The sequence below is a fragment of the Friedmanniella luteola genome (assembly GCF_900105065.1).
Lineage (GTDB): Bacteria > Actinomycetota > Actinomycetes > Propionibacteriales > Propionibacteriaceae > Microlunatus > Microlunatus luteolus.
In genome coordinates this window covers 4,478,967-4,494,326 of record NZ_LT629749.1, presented here as the reverse complement: position 1 = coordinate 4,494,326, position 15,360 = coordinate 4,478,967, and the positions used below count along the sequence as shown (strand labels likewise).

14 protein-coding genes and 1 pseudogene are annotated in these 15,360 nt (G+C 73.7%); 4 read left to right on the top strand and 11 right to left on the bottom strand.

Annotation, left to right across the window (positions count from 1 at the left end; translation table 11 throughout):
* Window positions 1-3 precede the first annotated feature (3 nt).
* The 4 genes from BLT72_RS20970 to BLT72_RS22430 all read right to left on the bottom strand — a co-directional run bounded on the left by BLT72_RS20970 (window position 4) and on the right by BLT72_RS22430 (window position 5,318).
* On the bottom strand, window positions 4-456 hold the full coding sequence (locus tag BLT72_RS20970) for a nuclear transport factor 2 family protein (RefSeq protein ID WP_091415819.1): 453 nt from the start codon (window positions 454-456) through the stop codon (window positions 4-6).
* 466 nt (window positions 457-922) lie between these two features.
* Window positions 923-2,968: an ABC transporter ATP-binding protein gene (locus BLT72_RS20965; RefSeq protein WP_091415815.1), complete on the bottom strand. Its 2,046-nt coding sequence runs from the start codon at window positions 2,966-2,968 to the stop codon at window positions 923-925.
* On the bottom strand, window positions 2,965-4,701 hold the full coding sequence (locus tag BLT72_RS20960; RefSeq protein WP_091415812.1) for an ABC transporter ATP-binding protein: 1,737 nt from the start codon (window positions 4,699-4,701) through the stop codon (window positions 2,965-2,967). The genes BLT72_RS20965 and BLT72_RS20960 overlap by 4 nt, the downstream gene beginning before the upstream one ends.
* Window positions 4,695-5,318, bottom strand: coding sequence for a TetR/AcrR family transcriptional regulator (locus BLT72_RS22430; protein ID WP_172826140.1), 624 nt, complete (start codon window positions 5,316-5,318; stop codon window positions 4,695-4,697). The genes BLT72_RS20960 and BLT72_RS22430 overlap by 7 nt, the downstream gene beginning before the upstream one ends.
* A gap of 130 nt (window positions 5,319-5,448) precedes the next feature.
* On the opposite strand from BLT72_RS22430, the gene BLT72_RS20950 reads away from it, so the two are divergent.
* A complete protein-coding gene (locus BLT72_RS20950; RefSeq protein ID WP_231930215.1) occupies window positions 5,449-6,126 on the top strand; it encodes an HAD-IA family hydrolase in 678 nt (225 codons plus the stop codon).
* A gap of 154 nt (window positions 6,127-6,280) precedes the next feature.
* Here BLT72_RS20950 and BLT72_RS22605 read toward each other — a convergent pair whose 3' ends face one another.
* From BLT72_RS22605 to BLT72_RS20930, 5 genes and pseudogenes are all read right to left on the bottom strand, one after another.
* Window positions 6,281-6,457 carry a DUF5302 domain-containing protein gene (locus tag BLT72_RS22605; protein WP_172826138.1) on the bottom strand — a complete coding sequence of 59 codons (177 nt, stop codon included), beginning with the start codon at window positions 6,455-6,457 and terminating at the stop codon, window positions 6,281-6,283.
* Between the two features lie 33 nt (window positions 6,458-6,490).
* A pseudogene (locus BLT72_RS20945) lies at window positions 6,491-6,706 on the bottom strand (heavy metal-binding domain-containing protein); the annotation flags it as partial.
* A 79-nt stretch (window positions 6,707-6,785) separates the two neighbouring features.
* Window positions 6,786-7,637, bottom strand: coding sequence for a transglutaminase family protein (locus BLT72_RS20940; RefSeq protein WP_197677125.1), 852 nt, complete (start codon window positions 7,635-7,637; stop codon window positions 6,786-6,788).
* A 1-nt stretch (window position 7,638) separates the two neighbouring features.
* Window positions 7,639-8,565 carry an alpha-E domain-containing protein gene (locus tag BLT72_RS20935; protein ID WP_091415804.1) on the bottom strand — a complete coding sequence of 309 codons (927 nt, stop codon included), beginning with the start codon at window positions 8,563-8,565 and terminating at the stop codon, window positions 7,639-7,641.
* Window positions 8,559-10,196: a circularly permuted type 2 ATP-grasp protein gene (locus BLT72_RS20930; protein WP_091415801.1), complete on the bottom strand. Its 1,638-nt coding sequence runs from the start codon at window positions 10,194-10,196 to the stop codon at window positions 8,559-8,561. Before BLT72_RS20930 ends, BLT72_RS20935 begins: the two co-directional genes overlap by 7 nt.
* A gap of 127 nt (window positions 10,197-10,323) precedes the next feature.
* Here BLT72_RS20930 and lysS point away from each other — a divergent pair, with 127 nt between their 5' ends.
* Genes lysS through BLT72_RS20915 form a run of 3 tightly spaced genes read left to right on the top strand, consistent with a single transcriptional unit; the run spans window position 10,324 to window position 12,461 of the window.
* Window positions 10,324-11,799, top strand: a complete 1,476-nt coding sequence (gene lysS, locus BLT72_RS20925) for a lysine--tRNA ligase (RefSeq protein WP_197677444.1) — start codon at window positions 10,324-10,326, stop codon at window positions 11,797-11,799.
* The gene (locus BLT72_RS20920; RefSeq protein WP_091415794.1) at window positions 11,796-12,212 is read left to right on the top strand and encodes an ankyrin repeat domain-containing protein; all 417 of its coding nucleotides are present in this window, start codon (window positions 11,796-11,798) and stop codon (window positions 12,210-12,212) included. Before lysS ends, BLT72_RS20920 begins: the two co-directional genes overlap by 4 nt.
* 3 nt (window positions 12,213-12,215) lie before the next feature.
* Window positions 12,216-12,461: a hypothetical protein gene (locus tag BLT72_RS20915; protein ID WP_091415791.1), complete on the top strand. Its 246-nt coding sequence runs from the start codon at window positions 12,216-12,218 to the stop codon at window positions 12,459-12,461.
* Window positions 12,462-12,545: 84 nt separating this feature from the next.
* Here the strand turns inward: BLT72_RS20915 and BLT72_RS20910 are convergent, their stop codons facing one another.
* Window positions 12,546-13,580 (bottom strand): zinc-dependent alcohol dehydrogenase family protein, encoded by a 1,035-nt coding sequence (locus tag BLT72_RS20910; RefSeq protein WP_091415787.1) that lies wholly within the window; start codon window positions 13,578-13,580, stop codon window positions 12,546-12,548.
* 4 nt (window positions 13,581-13,584) lie between these two features.
* On the bottom strand, window positions 13,585-15,207 hold the full coding sequence (locus tag BLT72_RS20905) for a YibE/F family protein (protein ID WP_231930214.1): 1,623 nt from the start codon (window positions 15,205-15,207) through the stop codon (window positions 13,585-13,587).
* Window positions 15,208-15,360 lie beyond the last annotated feature (153 nt).

The window sequence follows — 15,360 nt, the reverse complement described above, 5'->3', positions numbered from 1 at the left end:
GGCTCAGCGCAGCGGCAGGTCGGCGCCCCGCTCCGACTCCGGTCGCGGGCCGAAGATCCGGCGCTCGTCCTCGCGGATCGGCACGTCGTTGATGCTCGCCTCGCGGCGCCGCATGTAGCCCTCGGCGTCGAACTCCCAGTTCTCGTTGCCGTGGCTGCGCCACCACTGGCCCGACGCGTCGCGCCACTCGTACTGGAAGCGGACGGCGATCCGGTCGTCGGTGAACGCCCACAGCGCCTTCCGCAGGGCGTAGTCCTGCTCGGTCGCCCACTTCCGGGTGAGGAAGGCCTCGACCTCGGCCCGGCCGGTGAGGAACTCCGACCGGTTCCGCCACCGGGTGTCCGGGGTGTAGGCCGCGGCGACCTTCTGCGGGTCGCGGGTGTTCCAGGCGTCCTCGGCCGCCTGCACCTTCTGGGCGGCGGTCGCGGCGGTGAACGGGGGCACGGGCGGGCGCATGGCCCGATCGTGGCACGGCCCGCCCCGGAGGACCGGGGCGGGCCGTGCGCGGTCGGTCAGGCGAGCAGCGGACCCCGGGCGGCCCCGCGCAGCGTCCCCACCCCGGCGCGTCGTCCATCCGCACCGCGCGGACGTCGAACCCGGACCGGTTGCGGTGGTCCACCTCGGAGACGAGGTGGCGCTTGCCGTCGGCCGCCCGGTAGACGGCGGGTCGACGGCCTCGTCGGCCGGCCGCCCCGGCCGCCCGGTCCGACGACGGGCGGTGCGCAGAGCTCGGGGGCGAGGCGCGAGGACCTCGGGACCACCCGGGCGGGGCGCTACGGCATCGAGCTCGCCACCGGGGTGCAGCCGCTGGTCGGGCTCGCCGACCGGCGGACGCCGAAGCCCTCGCCGGTGCCGTACAGGTCGTGGAGCAGGGGAGGAGGTCGCGCCCGGTCGACCTCGCCCCTCCCCCCGGGGGCCCGGGTCAGCCGGCCGGGACCGGCTCGGCCTGCTGCTCGTCGTCGGTCACCGCTCCCGCGAACTGCGAGCGGTACAGGTCGGCGTAGGCGCCGCCGGCCGCGAGCAGCGCGGTGTGGCTGCCCTGCTCGACGATCTGGCCCGCCTGCATGACCAGGATCAGGTCGGCGTCGCGGATGGTGGACAGCCGGTGCGCGATCACGAAGCTGGTCCGGTCGCTGCGCAGGGCGGCCATCGCGTGCTGCACCAGGACCTCGGTCCGGGTGTCGACCGAGCTGGTCGCCTCGTCGAGGATGAGCAGCGCCGGGTTCGCCAGGAAGGCCCGGGCGATCGTGATCAGCTGCTTCTCGCCCGCGCTGATGTTGCTGCCCTCCTCGTCGATCACCGTGTCGTAGCCCTCGGGCAGGGCGTGCACGAAGCGGTCGACGTAGGTGGCCTCCGCGGCGGCCAGGATCTCGGCCTCCGTCGCGTCCGGGCGGCCGTAGGCGATGTTGGCGCGGATGGTGCCGTGGAACAGCCAGGTGTCCTGCAGCACCATGCCGACCTTCGAGCGCAGCTCGGCCCGCGGGATGGTGGCCACGTCGACGCCGTCGACGGTGATCTTGCCGCCGTCCAGCTCGTAGAAGCGCAGGATCAGGTTGACCAGCGTGGTCTTGCCGGCGCCCGTCGGCCCGACGATGGCCACGGTGCTGCCCGGCTCGGCGACCAGGGACAGGTCGGTGATGAGCGGCTGCGCCTTCGTGTAGGAGAAGGCGATGTGCTGGAACTCGACCCGGCCGCGCGTCGGCGCGCCGGCGCCCGCCGAGCTCGCCGGCTCCGGGCTCTGCTCCTCGGCGTCGAGCACCTCGAACACGCGCTCGGCGGACGCGATGCCCGACTGCAGCAGGTTGGCCATCGAGGCCACCTGGGTGAGCGGCTGGGTGAACATCCGGGTGTACTGGATGAAGGCCTGCACGTCGCCGAGGCTCGTCGTGCCGCTGGCCACCCGCAGGCCGCCGACGACGGCGATGGCCACGTAGTTGAGGTTCCCGATGAACATCATCGCCGGCATGATCAGGCCGCTGATGAACTGCGCGCCGAAGCTGGAGCCGAACAAGCCCTCGTTGCGCTCGGCGAAGACCGCCGCGACCTCCTTCTGCCGGCCGAAGACCTTGACCAGCGCGTGCCCGGTGAAGGCCTCCTCGATGTGCCCGTTGAGCTCCCCGGTCGCCTTCCACTGCGCGGTGAACAGCTTCTGCGACCGCTTGCCGATCACGCCGGTGATCAGCACCGAGATCGGGATCGTCACCAGGGCGATCAGGGCCAGCAGGGGCGAGACCACGAACATCATCACGACGACGCCGATGACCGTCAGCAGCGAGGTCAGCAGCTGGCTGAGGGTCTGCTGCAGCGCCTGCGCCACGTTGTCGATGTCGTTCGTCACCCGGCTGAGCAGCTCGCCCCGCGTCTGCTTGTCGAAGTAGCTGAGCGGCAGCTTGTTGATCTTGGTCTCCACCTCGTTGCGCAGCGTGAAGATCGAGCGCTGCACCGCCCCGTTGAGCAGGTAGCCCTGCAGCCACAGGAACAGCGACGAGGCCAGGTACAGGCCGAGCGCCAGCAGCAGCCACCGGCCCAGCAGGTCGAAGTCGATGCCCTGCCCGGGCACGACGGCGAGCCGCTCGACGAGGTCGGCGTAGGTGCCCTGTCCGGAGGCCCGCAGCTGGGCGACCACCTCGGCCTTGCTGGCGCCGGCGGGCAGGCTGCGCCCGACGAGACCGGTGAAGATCACGTCGGTCGCGTAGCCGAGGATCCGGGGACCGTAGACGTTCATCACGATGCCCACCACGGCCAGGGCGACGACGGCGACCAGGACCACCCGCTCGGGCGCGAGGTGGCCGAGCAGCCGCTTCAGCGACGGCCAGAAGTTCAGCGACTTCTCCGCCGGGGCCGGGCCGCCGAAGGGGCCGCCGCTGCGGGTCGCCGGCGCGTACCTGGGCCGCTCGGGGGCCTTGGCCACCACGGCCGGCTCGGCGTCGGGCGCCGCAGCGGTGTCGATGCGGGTGTCCTCGCTCATGCCGCCACCTCCTCGGCGCTCAGCTGGGAGCTGACGATCTCGGCGTAGGTCGGGCATGTCTCCAGCAGCTCCTCGTGGGTGCCGGTGCCGACCACCTCACCGTGCTCCAGCACGATGATCTGGTCGGCCTCGCGGATGGTGGCGACGCGCTGGCCGACGATGATCACGCAGGCCGAGGCCGTCTCACGGGCCAGGGCGGCCCGGAGGCGGGCGTCGGTGGTGACGTCGAGGGCCGAGAACGAGTCGTCGAAGACGTAGATCTCCGGACGCTTCACCAGGGCGCGGGCGATGGAGAGCCGTTGCCGCTGGCCGCCGGAGACGTTGGTGCCGCCCTGGGCGATCGTCGCCTCGAGCTGGCCGGGCATGGCGCGGACGAAGTCCTCGGCCTGGGCGACGCGCAGCGCGCGCCACAGCTCGTCCTCGGTCGCGTCGGGCTTCCCGTAGCGCAGGTTGCTGGCCACGGTGCCCGAGAACAGGAACGGCTTCTGGGGCACCAGCCCGATCCGGCTCCACAGCAGGTCGGGGTCGAGCTCGCGGACCTCCACGCCGTCGACGGTGACCGAGCCGGCGGTGACGTCGATCAGCCGGGGGATGAGCGAGACCAGCGTCGACTTGCCGGCGCCGGTCGAGCCGATGATCGCCGTCGTCCGACCCGGGCCGGCGGTGAAGGTGACGCCGCGCAGCACCGGCGCGTCGGCGCCGGGGTAGGTGAACGAGGCGCCGTCGAAGGCGACCTCGGAGGTGGTGCGGAGGGCGGTGACCGGGCGCTCGGCCGTGACCACCGAGGAGTCGGTGCCCAGGACCTCGCCGATCCGCTCGGCGCAGACCATGGCGCGCGGGGCGATCATCAGCAGGAACGTCGCCATCATCACCGACATGAGGATCTGCACCAGGTAGCTGAGGAACGCCGTCAGCGAGCCGATCTGCATCTGACCGCTGTCGACCCGCTGCGCGCCGAACCACAGCACGGCGACGCTGGAGATGTTGAGGATGAACATGACGATCGGGAAGATCGACGCCACCAGCCGGCCGACCGAGGTGGCCGTCTGGGTCAGCTCGGCGTTGGCCGCGGAGAACCGGGCGGTCTCGTAGGGCTCGCGGACGAACGCCCGGACCACCCGGATGCCGCTGATCTGCTCGCGGAGCACCCGGTTGAGGGTGTCGATGCGGGTCTGCATGACCCGGAACAGCGGGCCCATCTTGCGCACCACCAGCCAGATCGACACCGCCAGCAGCGGGACGGCGACGACGACGAGCCACGAGAGGCCGACGTCCTCGCGGAGCGCCATCACGATGCCGCCCACCATGGTGATCGGGGCCGCGACGAACATCGTCGTCGAGAGCAGCACCAGCATCTGGACCTGCTGGACGTCGTTGGTGTTCCGGGTGATCAGCGACGGCGCGCCGAAGCTGTTGAGCTCGCGGGCCGAGAAGCCGAGCACGCGGTCGAAGAGCGCCCCGCGGACGTCGCGGCCGAAGCCCATCGCCGTCCGCGCCCCGAGGTACGTGGCGGCGATGGCGCAGACGATCTGCAGCAGGCTGACGGCCAGCATCACCCCGCCGGTCCGCCAGATGAAGTCGGTGTCCCCCTTGGCGACCCCCTCGTCGATGATCGACGCGTTGAGGCTGGGCAGGTACAGCGCGGCCATGGTGCCGACCAGCTGCAGCACGACCACCCAGGCCAGCACGCGGCGGTAGGGCCGCAGGTGGCGGCGCAGGAGACGGATCAGCATGGTGCGTCCTCCGGTGGGAGCGGGCGGGCGGGGTCGGCGCGGCGGACGAGGCCGTGCAGGAGGAGGTCGGTGATCTGCTCCGGGGTGCTGGTGGAGCTGTCGCCGAGCATCGGGTGGGTGAGGGCGAAGGTGACCGTGCGGAGCAGGGCGGCCGCCTCCTCCGCGGGCCGGCTGAGCTGGTCCTTGAACGGGATCAGCACGCCCGCCGTCGCCGCGTTGAGCGCGGCGTTGTCCTGGTCCTGCCGCCGGCGCAGGTCGCTGACGTCCTCGGGCGTCTGCGGCGCGAAGCGGAGGGTGTGGAAGAGGGCGATCACCCGGCGGAGCCGGTCCTGGAGCAGCCCGACGGCCGCGGTGACGGCGGCCTCCAGGTCCAGGTCCGGGTCGACGGCGTCGAGCTCGGCGCAGGTCGGGCCGACGTCGAAGGCGTCCGCCAGGCACGCGTCGATCAGCGCCTCCTTGGTGGCGAAGGCCCGGAAGATCGTCCCCTCGGCGACGCCGGCCGCCTCGGCGATCTGGCGGGTGGAGACGTCGCGGCCGTAGCGCTGCAGCAGCGGTTCGGTGGCCGCCATGAGGGCGGCGCGGCGCTCGTCGAGCGGGAGCGGGGTGGCGCGGGGCACGGGGAGCAGCCTACTGAGTGAGCGCTCACTCAACAAGAGGTTTCCGGGACCGGGACCGGCGGGTGGGGCGCGGTCGGGGAGGATGAGGTCCGAGCGCGCACCCGGCGCGCCCGACGCGAAGGAGTTCCCGGTGGGTCTGGGCAGGTTGTCCGACGAGGTCTTCGAGGCCGTCCTCTTCGACATGGACGGGACGCTGGTCGACTCCACCCCGGCGGTGATGCGCGCCTGGACGACGTGGATGCACGAGTTCGGGCTCACCCCGGAGCAGATGGGCCGCCACCACGGCATGCCCTCGGCCCAGGTGGTCCGCGCCCTGCTGGCCGAGGACCGCCACGTGGAGGCCATCCGGCGGATCGACGAGCTGGAGCTGGCCGACGTGCACGACATCGTCGTGCTGCCGGGTGCCGCGGAGGCCCTCGAGGCCCTGCGGGCGGCCAAGAGCGCGATCGCCACCTCCTGCACCGTCCCGCTCGCGCAGGCCCGGATCGCCGCGGCCGGTCTGCAGCCGCCGTCGGTGCTGGTCACCGTCGACGACGTCGCGCACGGCAAGCCGGCCCCCGACCCGTTCCTGGAGGCGGCCCGGCGGCTGGGCGTCGACCCGACCCGTTGCCTGGTGGTCGAGGACGCGCCCAAGGGGCTCGAGGCCGCGCACGCCGCGGGCTGCGCGACCCTCGCCGTGGTCACCACGACCAGGCGCGAAGACCTCGACGCCGACGCCGTCGTCGGCGACCTCTCGGAGGTCGAGTTCATCCCCGGCGCGGACGGCATCCGGGTCCGGCTGCGGGCCGCCGCCGCTTCCGCGGCGTGAGGTGGAGTCCGTGGCCTGAACCGATCGCCGCGGCCTGAGCTCGAGGCCCTTCGACAGGCTCAGGGCGCGGTGGTCCGGCTCGGCGGGTGGCCCTTCGACAGGCTCAGGGCGCGGTCGTCAGGCTCAGGGGGCCGTGGTCGGGCTCAGGCGGGGCCTAGCCGGTCTTGCGGCGGAAGGTCCGCTTCGCCTCCACCGGGCCGTGCGCGTGCACGGGCTGCTGCCCGGCGTCGAGGTGGTCCTCCCCGCGCCGGCCCTTCTTCGCCTCGAGGGCCTCGCGGAACTTGGCCTTCACGTCGTCGTCGGCGGGCGGGGTGCGGTCGTCGGCGGTCATGGCGCCATCCTGCCCCGGGCCCCCGCCCTCTGCCTAGGGGGTTCCCGGGCCGGGCTCGGGACCGGCCGCCGCGCCGACCGGGCCGCCGGCCAGCTGGACGGCGGTGCCGTAGGCGCAGACCTCGCTGAGCGACTGGGTGATCTCGCTGCAGTCGAACCGGAGCCCGACGACGGCGTGCGCACCGGCCGCCTCGGCCATGGCGACCAGCCGGGCCACCGCGTCCTGGCGCGACTCGGTGAGCATCGTGACGTAGGGCCGGGCTGCTGCCCGTAGCTGCTCATGCGCTCACCCTCGTGAGCGCCGCGCGTCCCGTCAGGCGTCGCCGCCCTCAGCCCAGCTCGGTCATCGCGACGGTGACGAACATGTCGGAGGCGCCGCCGGAGTAGGTGCCGCGCAGCGGGGCGACGTCGCCGTAGTCACGGCCGTGGCCGACCCGGACGTAGCTGTCGGTGAGCCGTCGGCCCATCGTCGGGTCGTAGGGCACCCAGGTGCCGCACCACCACTCGATCCAGGAGTGGCTCTCGCCGGTGACCGTGGTGTTGGGCTCCCGCGGGCCGGGGTGCAGGTAGCCCGAGACGTAGCGGGCGGGCAGCCCGATCGAGCGCAGCGCCCCGAGGGCGACGTGGCTGTAGTCCTGGCAGACGCCCGCTCCCAGCGCCCACACGTCGGCGGCCGCGCTGGTCACCTCGGTGGAGCCCCGCTCGTAGCGCAGCCGCTCGTCGAGGATGCGGCAGACGTCGAGCGCGGCCAGCCGCGGCGGCTGGTCGGCCACCTCGGCGGCCAGCGCGGCGAGCTCGGGCGCCGGTGCCGTGCGCCGGTTCACCGTCAGGTACTCCGCCATCCGGTCGATCACGCCGCGGTCGTGCAGGGCCGACCAGCCGAGGTCGCTGGGGGCGACCCGCCGCTCGGTGTCCCAGGCCGGCTCGTCGCCGCGGGTGTCCACGACGGCCTGCGCGTGCACGGTGAGCCGCTCGTGCGCCTCGTGCAGCTCGAAGGTGGTGACCCGGGTGCCCCAGTAGTCGGTGTAGCTGAAGCTCCAGGCGGCCGGCTCGATGCTGACCCGGCTGCTCCAGATCGTCTGGTGCTCGCTGGCCGCCGGTGTCATCCGCGCCTCGTTGTAGGAGGACTTGACCGGTGAGCTGTACCGGAAGCCGGTCTGGTGGTCGATGCTCAGCCGCACGTCAGCGCGTCCCCTCGGTGATCCAGGCCGTCGCGTCCTCGGCCACGAAGTAGTTGTTGGCGACGGCCGCCGTCACCTGGGCGACCACGTCCTGCACCCAGGTCATCTCCTCGTCCAGGTCCTCCAGCAGCTCGCCGACGTCGGCGTACTCGAGCCGGGCCTGCAGCTGGCCGAGCGCGCGGGCCGGGAACTCGGCCTGCCGGACGCCCTGGCCGTCGACCATGCTGAGCCGGCGGAGGCAGTCGGCGGCGGCGAGCAGACCGTGCATCAGCGAGCGCGGGAACCGGGCGTCGGAGATGAGGAACTGCGCGGCCTCCCGGTCGGTCTGCATCCCGCGGTAGGTGCGCAGGAAGGCGTCGTGCCCGCCGCAGCCGCGGAGCACCGACGGCCACTGCGTGCTGCCGCTGCGCAGCGACGCCGACGCCACCAGCCGCGACGTCATGTCCACCTGTTCCAGCGAGCGGCCGAGCATCATGAACTCCCAGCCGTCGTCGCGGACCATCGTCCCGCGGGCGATCCCGGTGAACAGGGCGCTGCGCTCCTGCGCCCAGCTGAGGAAGGTGTGCGCGCGGGCCGTGCGGAACCGGCCGGACGGCAGCTGGTGCCAGGTGGTGTTGATGCACTCCCACAGGTCCAGCGGGATCACCTCCCGGGCCCGCCGGGCGTTGTCCCGGGCGGCCGCCCAGCAGGCGAAGATGGAGGTCGGCTCCTGGCCGTCGTACCCGAGCACCCGCACCAGGTCCTCGTGCGTGGGGTTCTCGACGTGCTCGACGCTCATCAGGGCCAGCAGGTTGCGGCACAGCTCGCTCTCCGACGTGGTGCCCTCGGTGATCAGCCGCAGGTGGGTCTGCAGCAGCCGCGAGGTGTCCTCGGCGCGCTCCACGTAGCGGCCGATCCAGAACATCGACTCCGCGATCCGGCTCAGCACGGCGCGTCCCCTCCGGCCGGGCCGCCCTGCTGCTGCTGCTCCTCCTGCTGGCGCTGGATCACCTTGGGCTTCATCAGCAGGGCGGGCACCCGACGCATCCGCGGCGGACCGGCCGGTCGCGCGGGGACCTCCTCGGCCTGCGGCTCCGGCTCGGCGACGGGGGGCTCCTCCGCGGCGAGGGTGACCGAGGGCCGGTGCGCCGGCGGGCTCAGCACCCAGGTGTCCTTGCTGCCACCGCCCTGGCTGGAGTTCACGACCAGCTCGCCCTCGGGCAGCGCGACGCGGGTCAGGCCGCCGGGCAGCACCCACACCTCGTCGCCGCTGTTCACCGCGAAGGGCCGCAGGTCGACGTGCCGCGGCTTCAGCTCGTCGTCGACCAGGGTCGGGACCGTGGACAGCTGGACGACGGGCTGGGCGATCCAGCCGCGCGGGTCGGCGATGACGCGGGCGCGGAGGGCGTCGAGCTCCTCCTTCGTGGCGCGCGGCCCGATCACGATGCCCTTGCCGCCGGAGCCGTCGACGGGCTTGACCACCAGCTCGTCCAGCCGGTCGAGGACCTCCTCGCGGGCCGTGTCGTCCTCCAGCCGCCAGGTGTCGACGTTGGCGATCACCGGCTGCTCGCCCAGGTAGTAGCGGATGAGGTCGGGGACGTAGGTGTAGATGAGCTTGTCGTCGGCGACGCCGTTGCCGATGGCGTTGGCCAGCACCACCCCGCCCGTGCGGACGGCGTTGACCAGGCCGGGCACGCCCAGCATCGAGTTGCTGCGGAAGTGCACAGGGTCGATGTACTCGTCGTCGATGCGGCGGTAGATGACGTCGACGCGCTGGAGGCCGCCCGTCGTGCGCATGAAGACCTTGCCGCGCCGGCACTCCAGGTCGCGGCCCTCGACCAGCTCGACGCCCATCGTCCGGGCCAGCAGCGTGTGCTCGAAGTAGGCGGAGTTGTAGACCCCCGGGGTGAGGACGACGACGGTCGGGTTGTCGACGGCCGGCGTCGCGGCCAGCCGCAGCGCCGCGAGCAGCCGCTGCGGGTAGCCGGCCACGGGCCGGATCCGCTGGTTGGCGAACGCGTCGGGCAGGGCGGTGATCATCGCGCTGCGGTTGGTCATCACGTAGGAGACGCCGCTGGGCACCCGGACGTTGTCCTCGAGCACCCGCACGTCACCCTCGGGGGTGCGGATCAGGTCGACGCCGGCGACGTGGATGCGCACCCCGTTGCCGGGCTGCACCCCCCACACCGCGCGGTGGTAGTGGTTGGAGCTGGTGATCAGCTGGCTGGGGATGACGCCGTCGGAGATCACCCGGGCGTCGGAGTAGACGTCGGCCAGGAAGGCCTCCAGGGCGCGCACCCGCTGGGCGACCCCCGTCTCGATCGTCTCCCACTCCGAGGACGCGATCACCCGCGGCACGAGGTCCAGCGGGAAGGGCCGTTCGACCCCGCCGACGTCGAAGGTGACGCCCGCCTGGACGTAGTTGTTGGCCAGTGACTCGGCGATCGTCCGCAGCTCGGCCGGAGAGGAGCGGTCGAGCGTGGCGTGCAGGGCGCGGTAGGAGGGCCGGACCTCGCCGTCGAGGTCCATCATCTCGTCGAAGGCCGCTCCCGGCTGGTACTGCGCGAGGACGTCCGCCATGACGGCACCCTACTCAGAGCCTTGTTACCCCGGTGTGAACGCGGTCGGGAGGCGCCGCCGGTCTCGGTAGGCTGACGCGGTGCCTGAGGAGACCAGCCCGCCCGGTGGGGAGAACGTCCCGGAGCAGATCCGCGTGCGGCAGGAGAAGCGCGAGCGGCTGCTGGCCGAGGGCCGCGAGCCCTACCCGGTGACGGTCCCCCGGACCCACGCGCTGCGCGAGGTCCGGGAGCGCTGGGGGCACCTGGAGACCGGCGAGGAGACCGACGACGTCGTCTCCGTCGCCGGCCGGGTGGTGTTCGTCCGGAACACCGGCAAGCTCTGCTTCGCGACCCTGCAGGAGGGCCTGTCGCAGACCGACACCGGCACCCGCCTGCAGGTGATGCTGTCCCGCGACGAGGTGGGCGAGGACGCGCTGGGGGCCTGGAAGGCCGACGTCGACCTCGGGGACTTCGTCGCCGTCACCGGGCGGGTCATCTCCTCCCGCCGCGGTGAGCTGTCGGTGCTCGCGACCTCCTGGACGCTGGCGTCCAAGGCCCTGCGGCCGATGCCCACGCTGCACAAGGAGCTGTCCGACGAGACCCGGGTCCGGCAGCGCTACGCCGACCTCACCGTCCGCGACGCCGCCCGGGAGATGGTCCGCACCCGCGCCGCGGTCACCCGCAGCATCCGGGAGACGCTGCACCGGGAGGGGTACCTCGAGATCGAGACGCCGGTCCTCCAGCTGGTGCACGGTGGAGCCCACGCGCGGCCCTTCGGCACCCACCTCAACGCCTTCGACACCGACATGACGCTGCGGATCGCGCTGGAGCTGTTCCTCAAGCGCGCCGTCGTCGGCGGGGTCGAGAAGGTCTACGAGATGGGCCGCATCTTCCGCAACGAGGGCGTCGACTCCAGCCACAGCCCCGAGTTCACGATGCTCGAGTTCTACGAGGCCTGGGGCGACCAGCGCACGGTGGCCGCGTTGCTGCAGCGGGTCGTCGTCGACGCGGCGGACGCCGCCCTCGGCTCCCGGCAGGTCGAGACGTCGGCCGGCACGGTCGACCTGGACGGCGCCTGGCCCTGGCTGGGCGTCTACCCCGGGCTGTCGCAGGTGCTCGGCGAGGAGGTCACCTGGGAGACCGGGGCCGACCGGCTGCGCGCGGTCGCGGCCGAGCGCGGCGTCGAGGTGGACCCGGCCTGGGGCGCGGAGAAGCTGGTGCTGGAGCTGTTCGGCGAGCTGGTGGAGCCGACGCTGCTGCAGCCGACCTTCGTCTGCGACTACCCGCCCTCGGCGCAGCCGCTGGCCCGCCCGCACCGCAGCGACCCGCACCTGATCGAGGCGTGGGACCTGATCATCGGGGGCACCGAGCGGGGGACCGGGTTCTCGGAGCTGGTCGACCCCGTCGTCCAGCGGGAGCGGCTCACCGCGCAGTCGCTGGCCGCGGCCGCCGGGGACCCGGAGGCCATGCAGCTGGACGAGGACTTCCTGGCCGCGCTCGAGTTCGGCGCCCCGCCGATGGGCGGCGTCGGGCTGGGCATCGACCGGCTGGTGATGCTGTTCACCGGGGCCGGCATCCGCGAGACGATCCTGTTCCCGCTGCTGAAGCCCGGGGCGGGCGAGTGAGCGACGCCCCCTCCGACGGCGTTCCGGGCGGGGACGACCCCGTCGAGCTGGCGCACTGGCTGCTGGACCGGGCCCGGGTGGGCGAGGCGGAGCGGCTGGCCGACTACGCCGACCACGGGATGCCCGTCGACCTCACCGACGCGGGAGGCAACACCCTGCTGATGCTGGCCGCCTACCACGGCCACGCGGCGACGGTCCGGGTGCTGGCCGAGCGGGGCGCCGACGTCGACGCCGTCAACGACCGCGGTCAGACGCCGATGGCCGGCGCGGTGTTCAAGGGCTACACCGACGTCGTCGAGGTGCTCCTCGCCGCCGGCGCCGACCCCGACCTCGGCTCGCCCACGGCCCGGGCCTCGGCGGCGTTCTTCGAGCGGGCCGCCATCGCCGCCCTGCTGCCGCCGCCGCGGGGCTGAGGCGTGGCCGAGCACACCGGGTGCGACCACCCCCTCGAGGAGCACCAGCGCGTGCGCATGGACGACCTCGACGTCGAGGGCGGGCTGGTCGTCTGCCGGCAGGACTGCCCGTGCGTCGACACCTGGGCCGTGGAGGGGGCGACGCCCCCGGACTACGGGGACGACCTGCCGCTCCTGCGCGCGATGGTCTGGGAGATGGCGGCGGTGGAGCGGCAGCTCGAGAGGCTCCGCCGGAGGGAGCACCCCTAGCGCCGCTGCGCCGTCGGACTGTCGTCCCGCTCGGCCCGTGCGGCCGCACTGGACGGCGTGGCGCGCACCCGCCGGGCCCGGCCGTCAGCGGCCGAGGTCGACCACCGTGATCCCGCTGGAGGCGCCGGTCAGCTGGTCCATCGCCATCAGGGCGGCGGGGGCCTCGTCGAGGCCGATCACCGCACCGACCAGGTCGGCCAGCCGGACGGCGCCGCTGGCGACCAGCGCGAGCATGGCCGGGTAGTCGGCGGCGGCGAGGCCGTGCGAGCCGTACAGCTCCAGCTCGTGGGCGACCACGAGGTCCATCGGCAGCGCGGTGCCGGCCGGGTCCAGCAGCAGGCCCACCTGGACGTGCCGGCCGCGACGGCGCAGGGACCGGACCGACGCGGCGGCCGTCACCGGTGAGCCGAGGGCGTCGACGGAGGCGTGCGCCCCGCCGCCGGTGACCTCCCGCACGGCCTCGACGGCGTGGTCCGACCGGACGACGGCCTCCGCGCCCAGCCGTCGGGCCCGGTCGAGGGCGTCGGCGGAGAGGTCGACAGCCACCACCCGTGCCCCGAGGGCCGCCCCGATGGCCACGGCCGACAGCCCGACGCCGCCGCAGCCGTGCACGGCCAGCCACTGCCCGGGCTGCAGGCGGGCGTGCGCGGTGAGAGCCCGGTACGCGGTGGCGAACCGGCAGCCGAGCGCGGCGGCCTCGACGAAGCCGACCGCGTCGGGCAGCCGGACCAGGTTGGTGTCCGCGGCGTGCAGGGCCACCAGCTCGGCGAACGAGCCCGGTCCGGTGAAGCCCGGCTGGGTCTGCTGGGGGCACACCTGCGGGTCGCCGCCGCGGCAGACGTCGCAGCGGCCGCAGCCGTTGACGAAGGGCGTGGTCACCCGGTCACCGACGGCCGCGCGGGTCACCGCCGGCCCGACGGCGACCACCGTGCCCGCCAGCTCGTGGCCCGGGACGTGCGGCAGGGCGACCGGGTCGTGGCCCCGCCAGGCGTGCCAGTCGGAGCGGCAGACGCCGGTGGCGGCGACGGCCACCAGGACGCCGTCGGCGGGGCAGGCCGGCGGCGGGACGTCGCGCACCACCGGGACGGCGCCCACGGCGTCGTAGACGACGGCGCGCACGTCGTCAGCGCCCCGGCCGGGGGCCGGGGCCGCTGCTCTTCTCGTCGGGGTCGCGGAGGTCGGAGAAGCCGAAGTCGTCCGCCGGCTTCTGGCGGCGCCAGCGTCGCCACTTGGCCTCGGTCTCGGCCTCGCTCCTCGTCGCCCGGCCGGAGCCGGCGGAGCCCGTCGCGGGCACGTCGTCCCGCTCCCGGACCGCCTTGGCGGGGGTGGCACCGGCCCCGTCGCGGTCCTGCCCGTCGCGGACCGGGCGGTCGGCCACGGCCGGGCCGGCGCCCTCGTCGTCGTCGTCCCGGTCGCGGGAGCGGTCGGCGGCGGGGACCGGCTCGAGGTCCTCGAACTCCTCCGCGGCGCTGCTGCGCGGCCGGGAGCCGAGCGCGCTGCCGCGGTCGCTGGCCCGGACCACGGCCACCCCGATGGCGGTGGTCAGCGGGACGGCGAGCACCAGGCCGATCGAGCCGACCAGGGTGCGGATGACCTCGCCGGCGAACTGCTCGGTCTGCAGCACCTCCAGCAGCGGGCGGTTGTAGACCGCGATGAGCAGCAGCACCGAGAGCGAGGCGCCGGCGGTGGCGAAGGCGATCGTGTAGATGGTCGAGGCGATGTGGTCGCGGCCGATCCGCATGGCGCGGGAGAACAGCCGGCGCTGGCTCCGGCCCTCGCCGTCGGGGTCCTGGCCGTCCGCCAGCTCCCAGACGGCCGAGGCCTGGGTGATCGTCACGTCGTTGAGCACGCCGAGCCCGGCCAGGATGATGCCGCACGTCACGACCGAGGTCAGCGACAGGTTCGGGGCGGCCGCGGCGAGCACGTAGTCGTCCTCGGCGGCGACGCCGGTCAGGTGCGCCCAACGGGTCGCCCCCCAGCCCAGCAGGGCGATGAGGATCAGCCCGAACAGCGTCCCGACGAGGGCTGTCGTCGTCCGGGCGCTGAACCCGTGGGCGGCGTAGAGGACCACGAACATGATGGCCGACGAGCCGATCAGGCCGATCAGGACCGGGTTCTCGCCCGCCACGAGGGCCGGGAACATGAACTTGACCAGGATGACGCCCGCGAAGCCGAGGCCGAGCAGCGAGGCGAAGCCGCGCCAGCGCGCGACCGCCACGACCACGGCGACGAAGGCCAGCGTCAGCAGGATGAGCGGCGTGCGGCGCTCGAAGTCGGAGAACTGGAACTGCGACGGCTGCCCGTCGGCCGGCGGGATGCGGATCAGCTTGACCTGCTGGCCGACCTCGACGCCGGAGGAGTAGAGGGCGTCGGTCAGCGGGACGGTCGCGGACAGGCCCTCGTCCTCGCCCTCGAGCAGCTGGGCGGTGATGTTGGCGCAGCGGCTGTCGCTGACCCCCGGCGTCGAGCCCGAGAGGCCCTCGCAGGAGATCTCCTGGACGGCGGTGATCCGCGCCGTCGGGTAGGTGACACCGGGCACGCTGTAGCCGGCGACGTCAGAGTTCACCTCCTCGGAGATGTCGCCCGGCCAGAGCGCGATGAGGCCCACCAGGGTCCAGACGGCGAGCGGGATGAGCACGACCACGAGCATCCGCAGGGCACGGCGGTGCCGCCGCAGCTCGTCCGCGTCCACCATCGCGAGCTGCCCGCCCCCCGGGCGCGCCGGTCGGGAATGGGTGTGGGCCACGTTCTCCGCCTAGTCTTGGTCGTCGTGAGTGCTCCGCCGGCAGGGTCCCCGCCCGACCGGCCGCGCCGCCCCGGGCCCCGCCGGCCCGCCGGGGGCCGACCCGTCGCGGACGCGAGCGGATCACAATCTAGCCGAGTCCGCCGTGCCCCCCGG

What these genes read in the sequence shown, in the direction of transcription:
- BLT72_RS20970 (WP_091415819.1), bottom strand. Translation starts at nt 456, where the DNA reads ATGCGCCCGCCCGTGCCCCCGTTCACCGCCGCGACCGCCGCCCAGAAG.
- BLT72_RS20965 (WP_091415815.1), bottom strand. Translation starts at nt 2,968, where the DNA reads ATGAGCGAGGACACCCGCATCGACACCGCTGCGGCGCCCGACGCCGAG.
- BLT72_RS20960 (WP_091415812.1), bottom strand. Translation starts at nt 4,701, where the DNA reads ATGCTGATCCGTCTCCTGCGCCGCCACCTGCGGCCCTACCGCCGCGTG.
- BLT72_RS22605 (WP_172826138.1), bottom strand. Translation starts at nt 6,457, where the DNA reads ATGACCGCCGACGACCGCACCCCGCCCGCCGACGACGACGTGAAGGCC.
- BLT72_RS20930 (WP_091415801.1), bottom strand. Translation starts at nt 10,196, where the DNA reads ATGGCGGACGTCCTCGCGCAGTACCAGCCGGGAGCGGCCTTCGACGAG.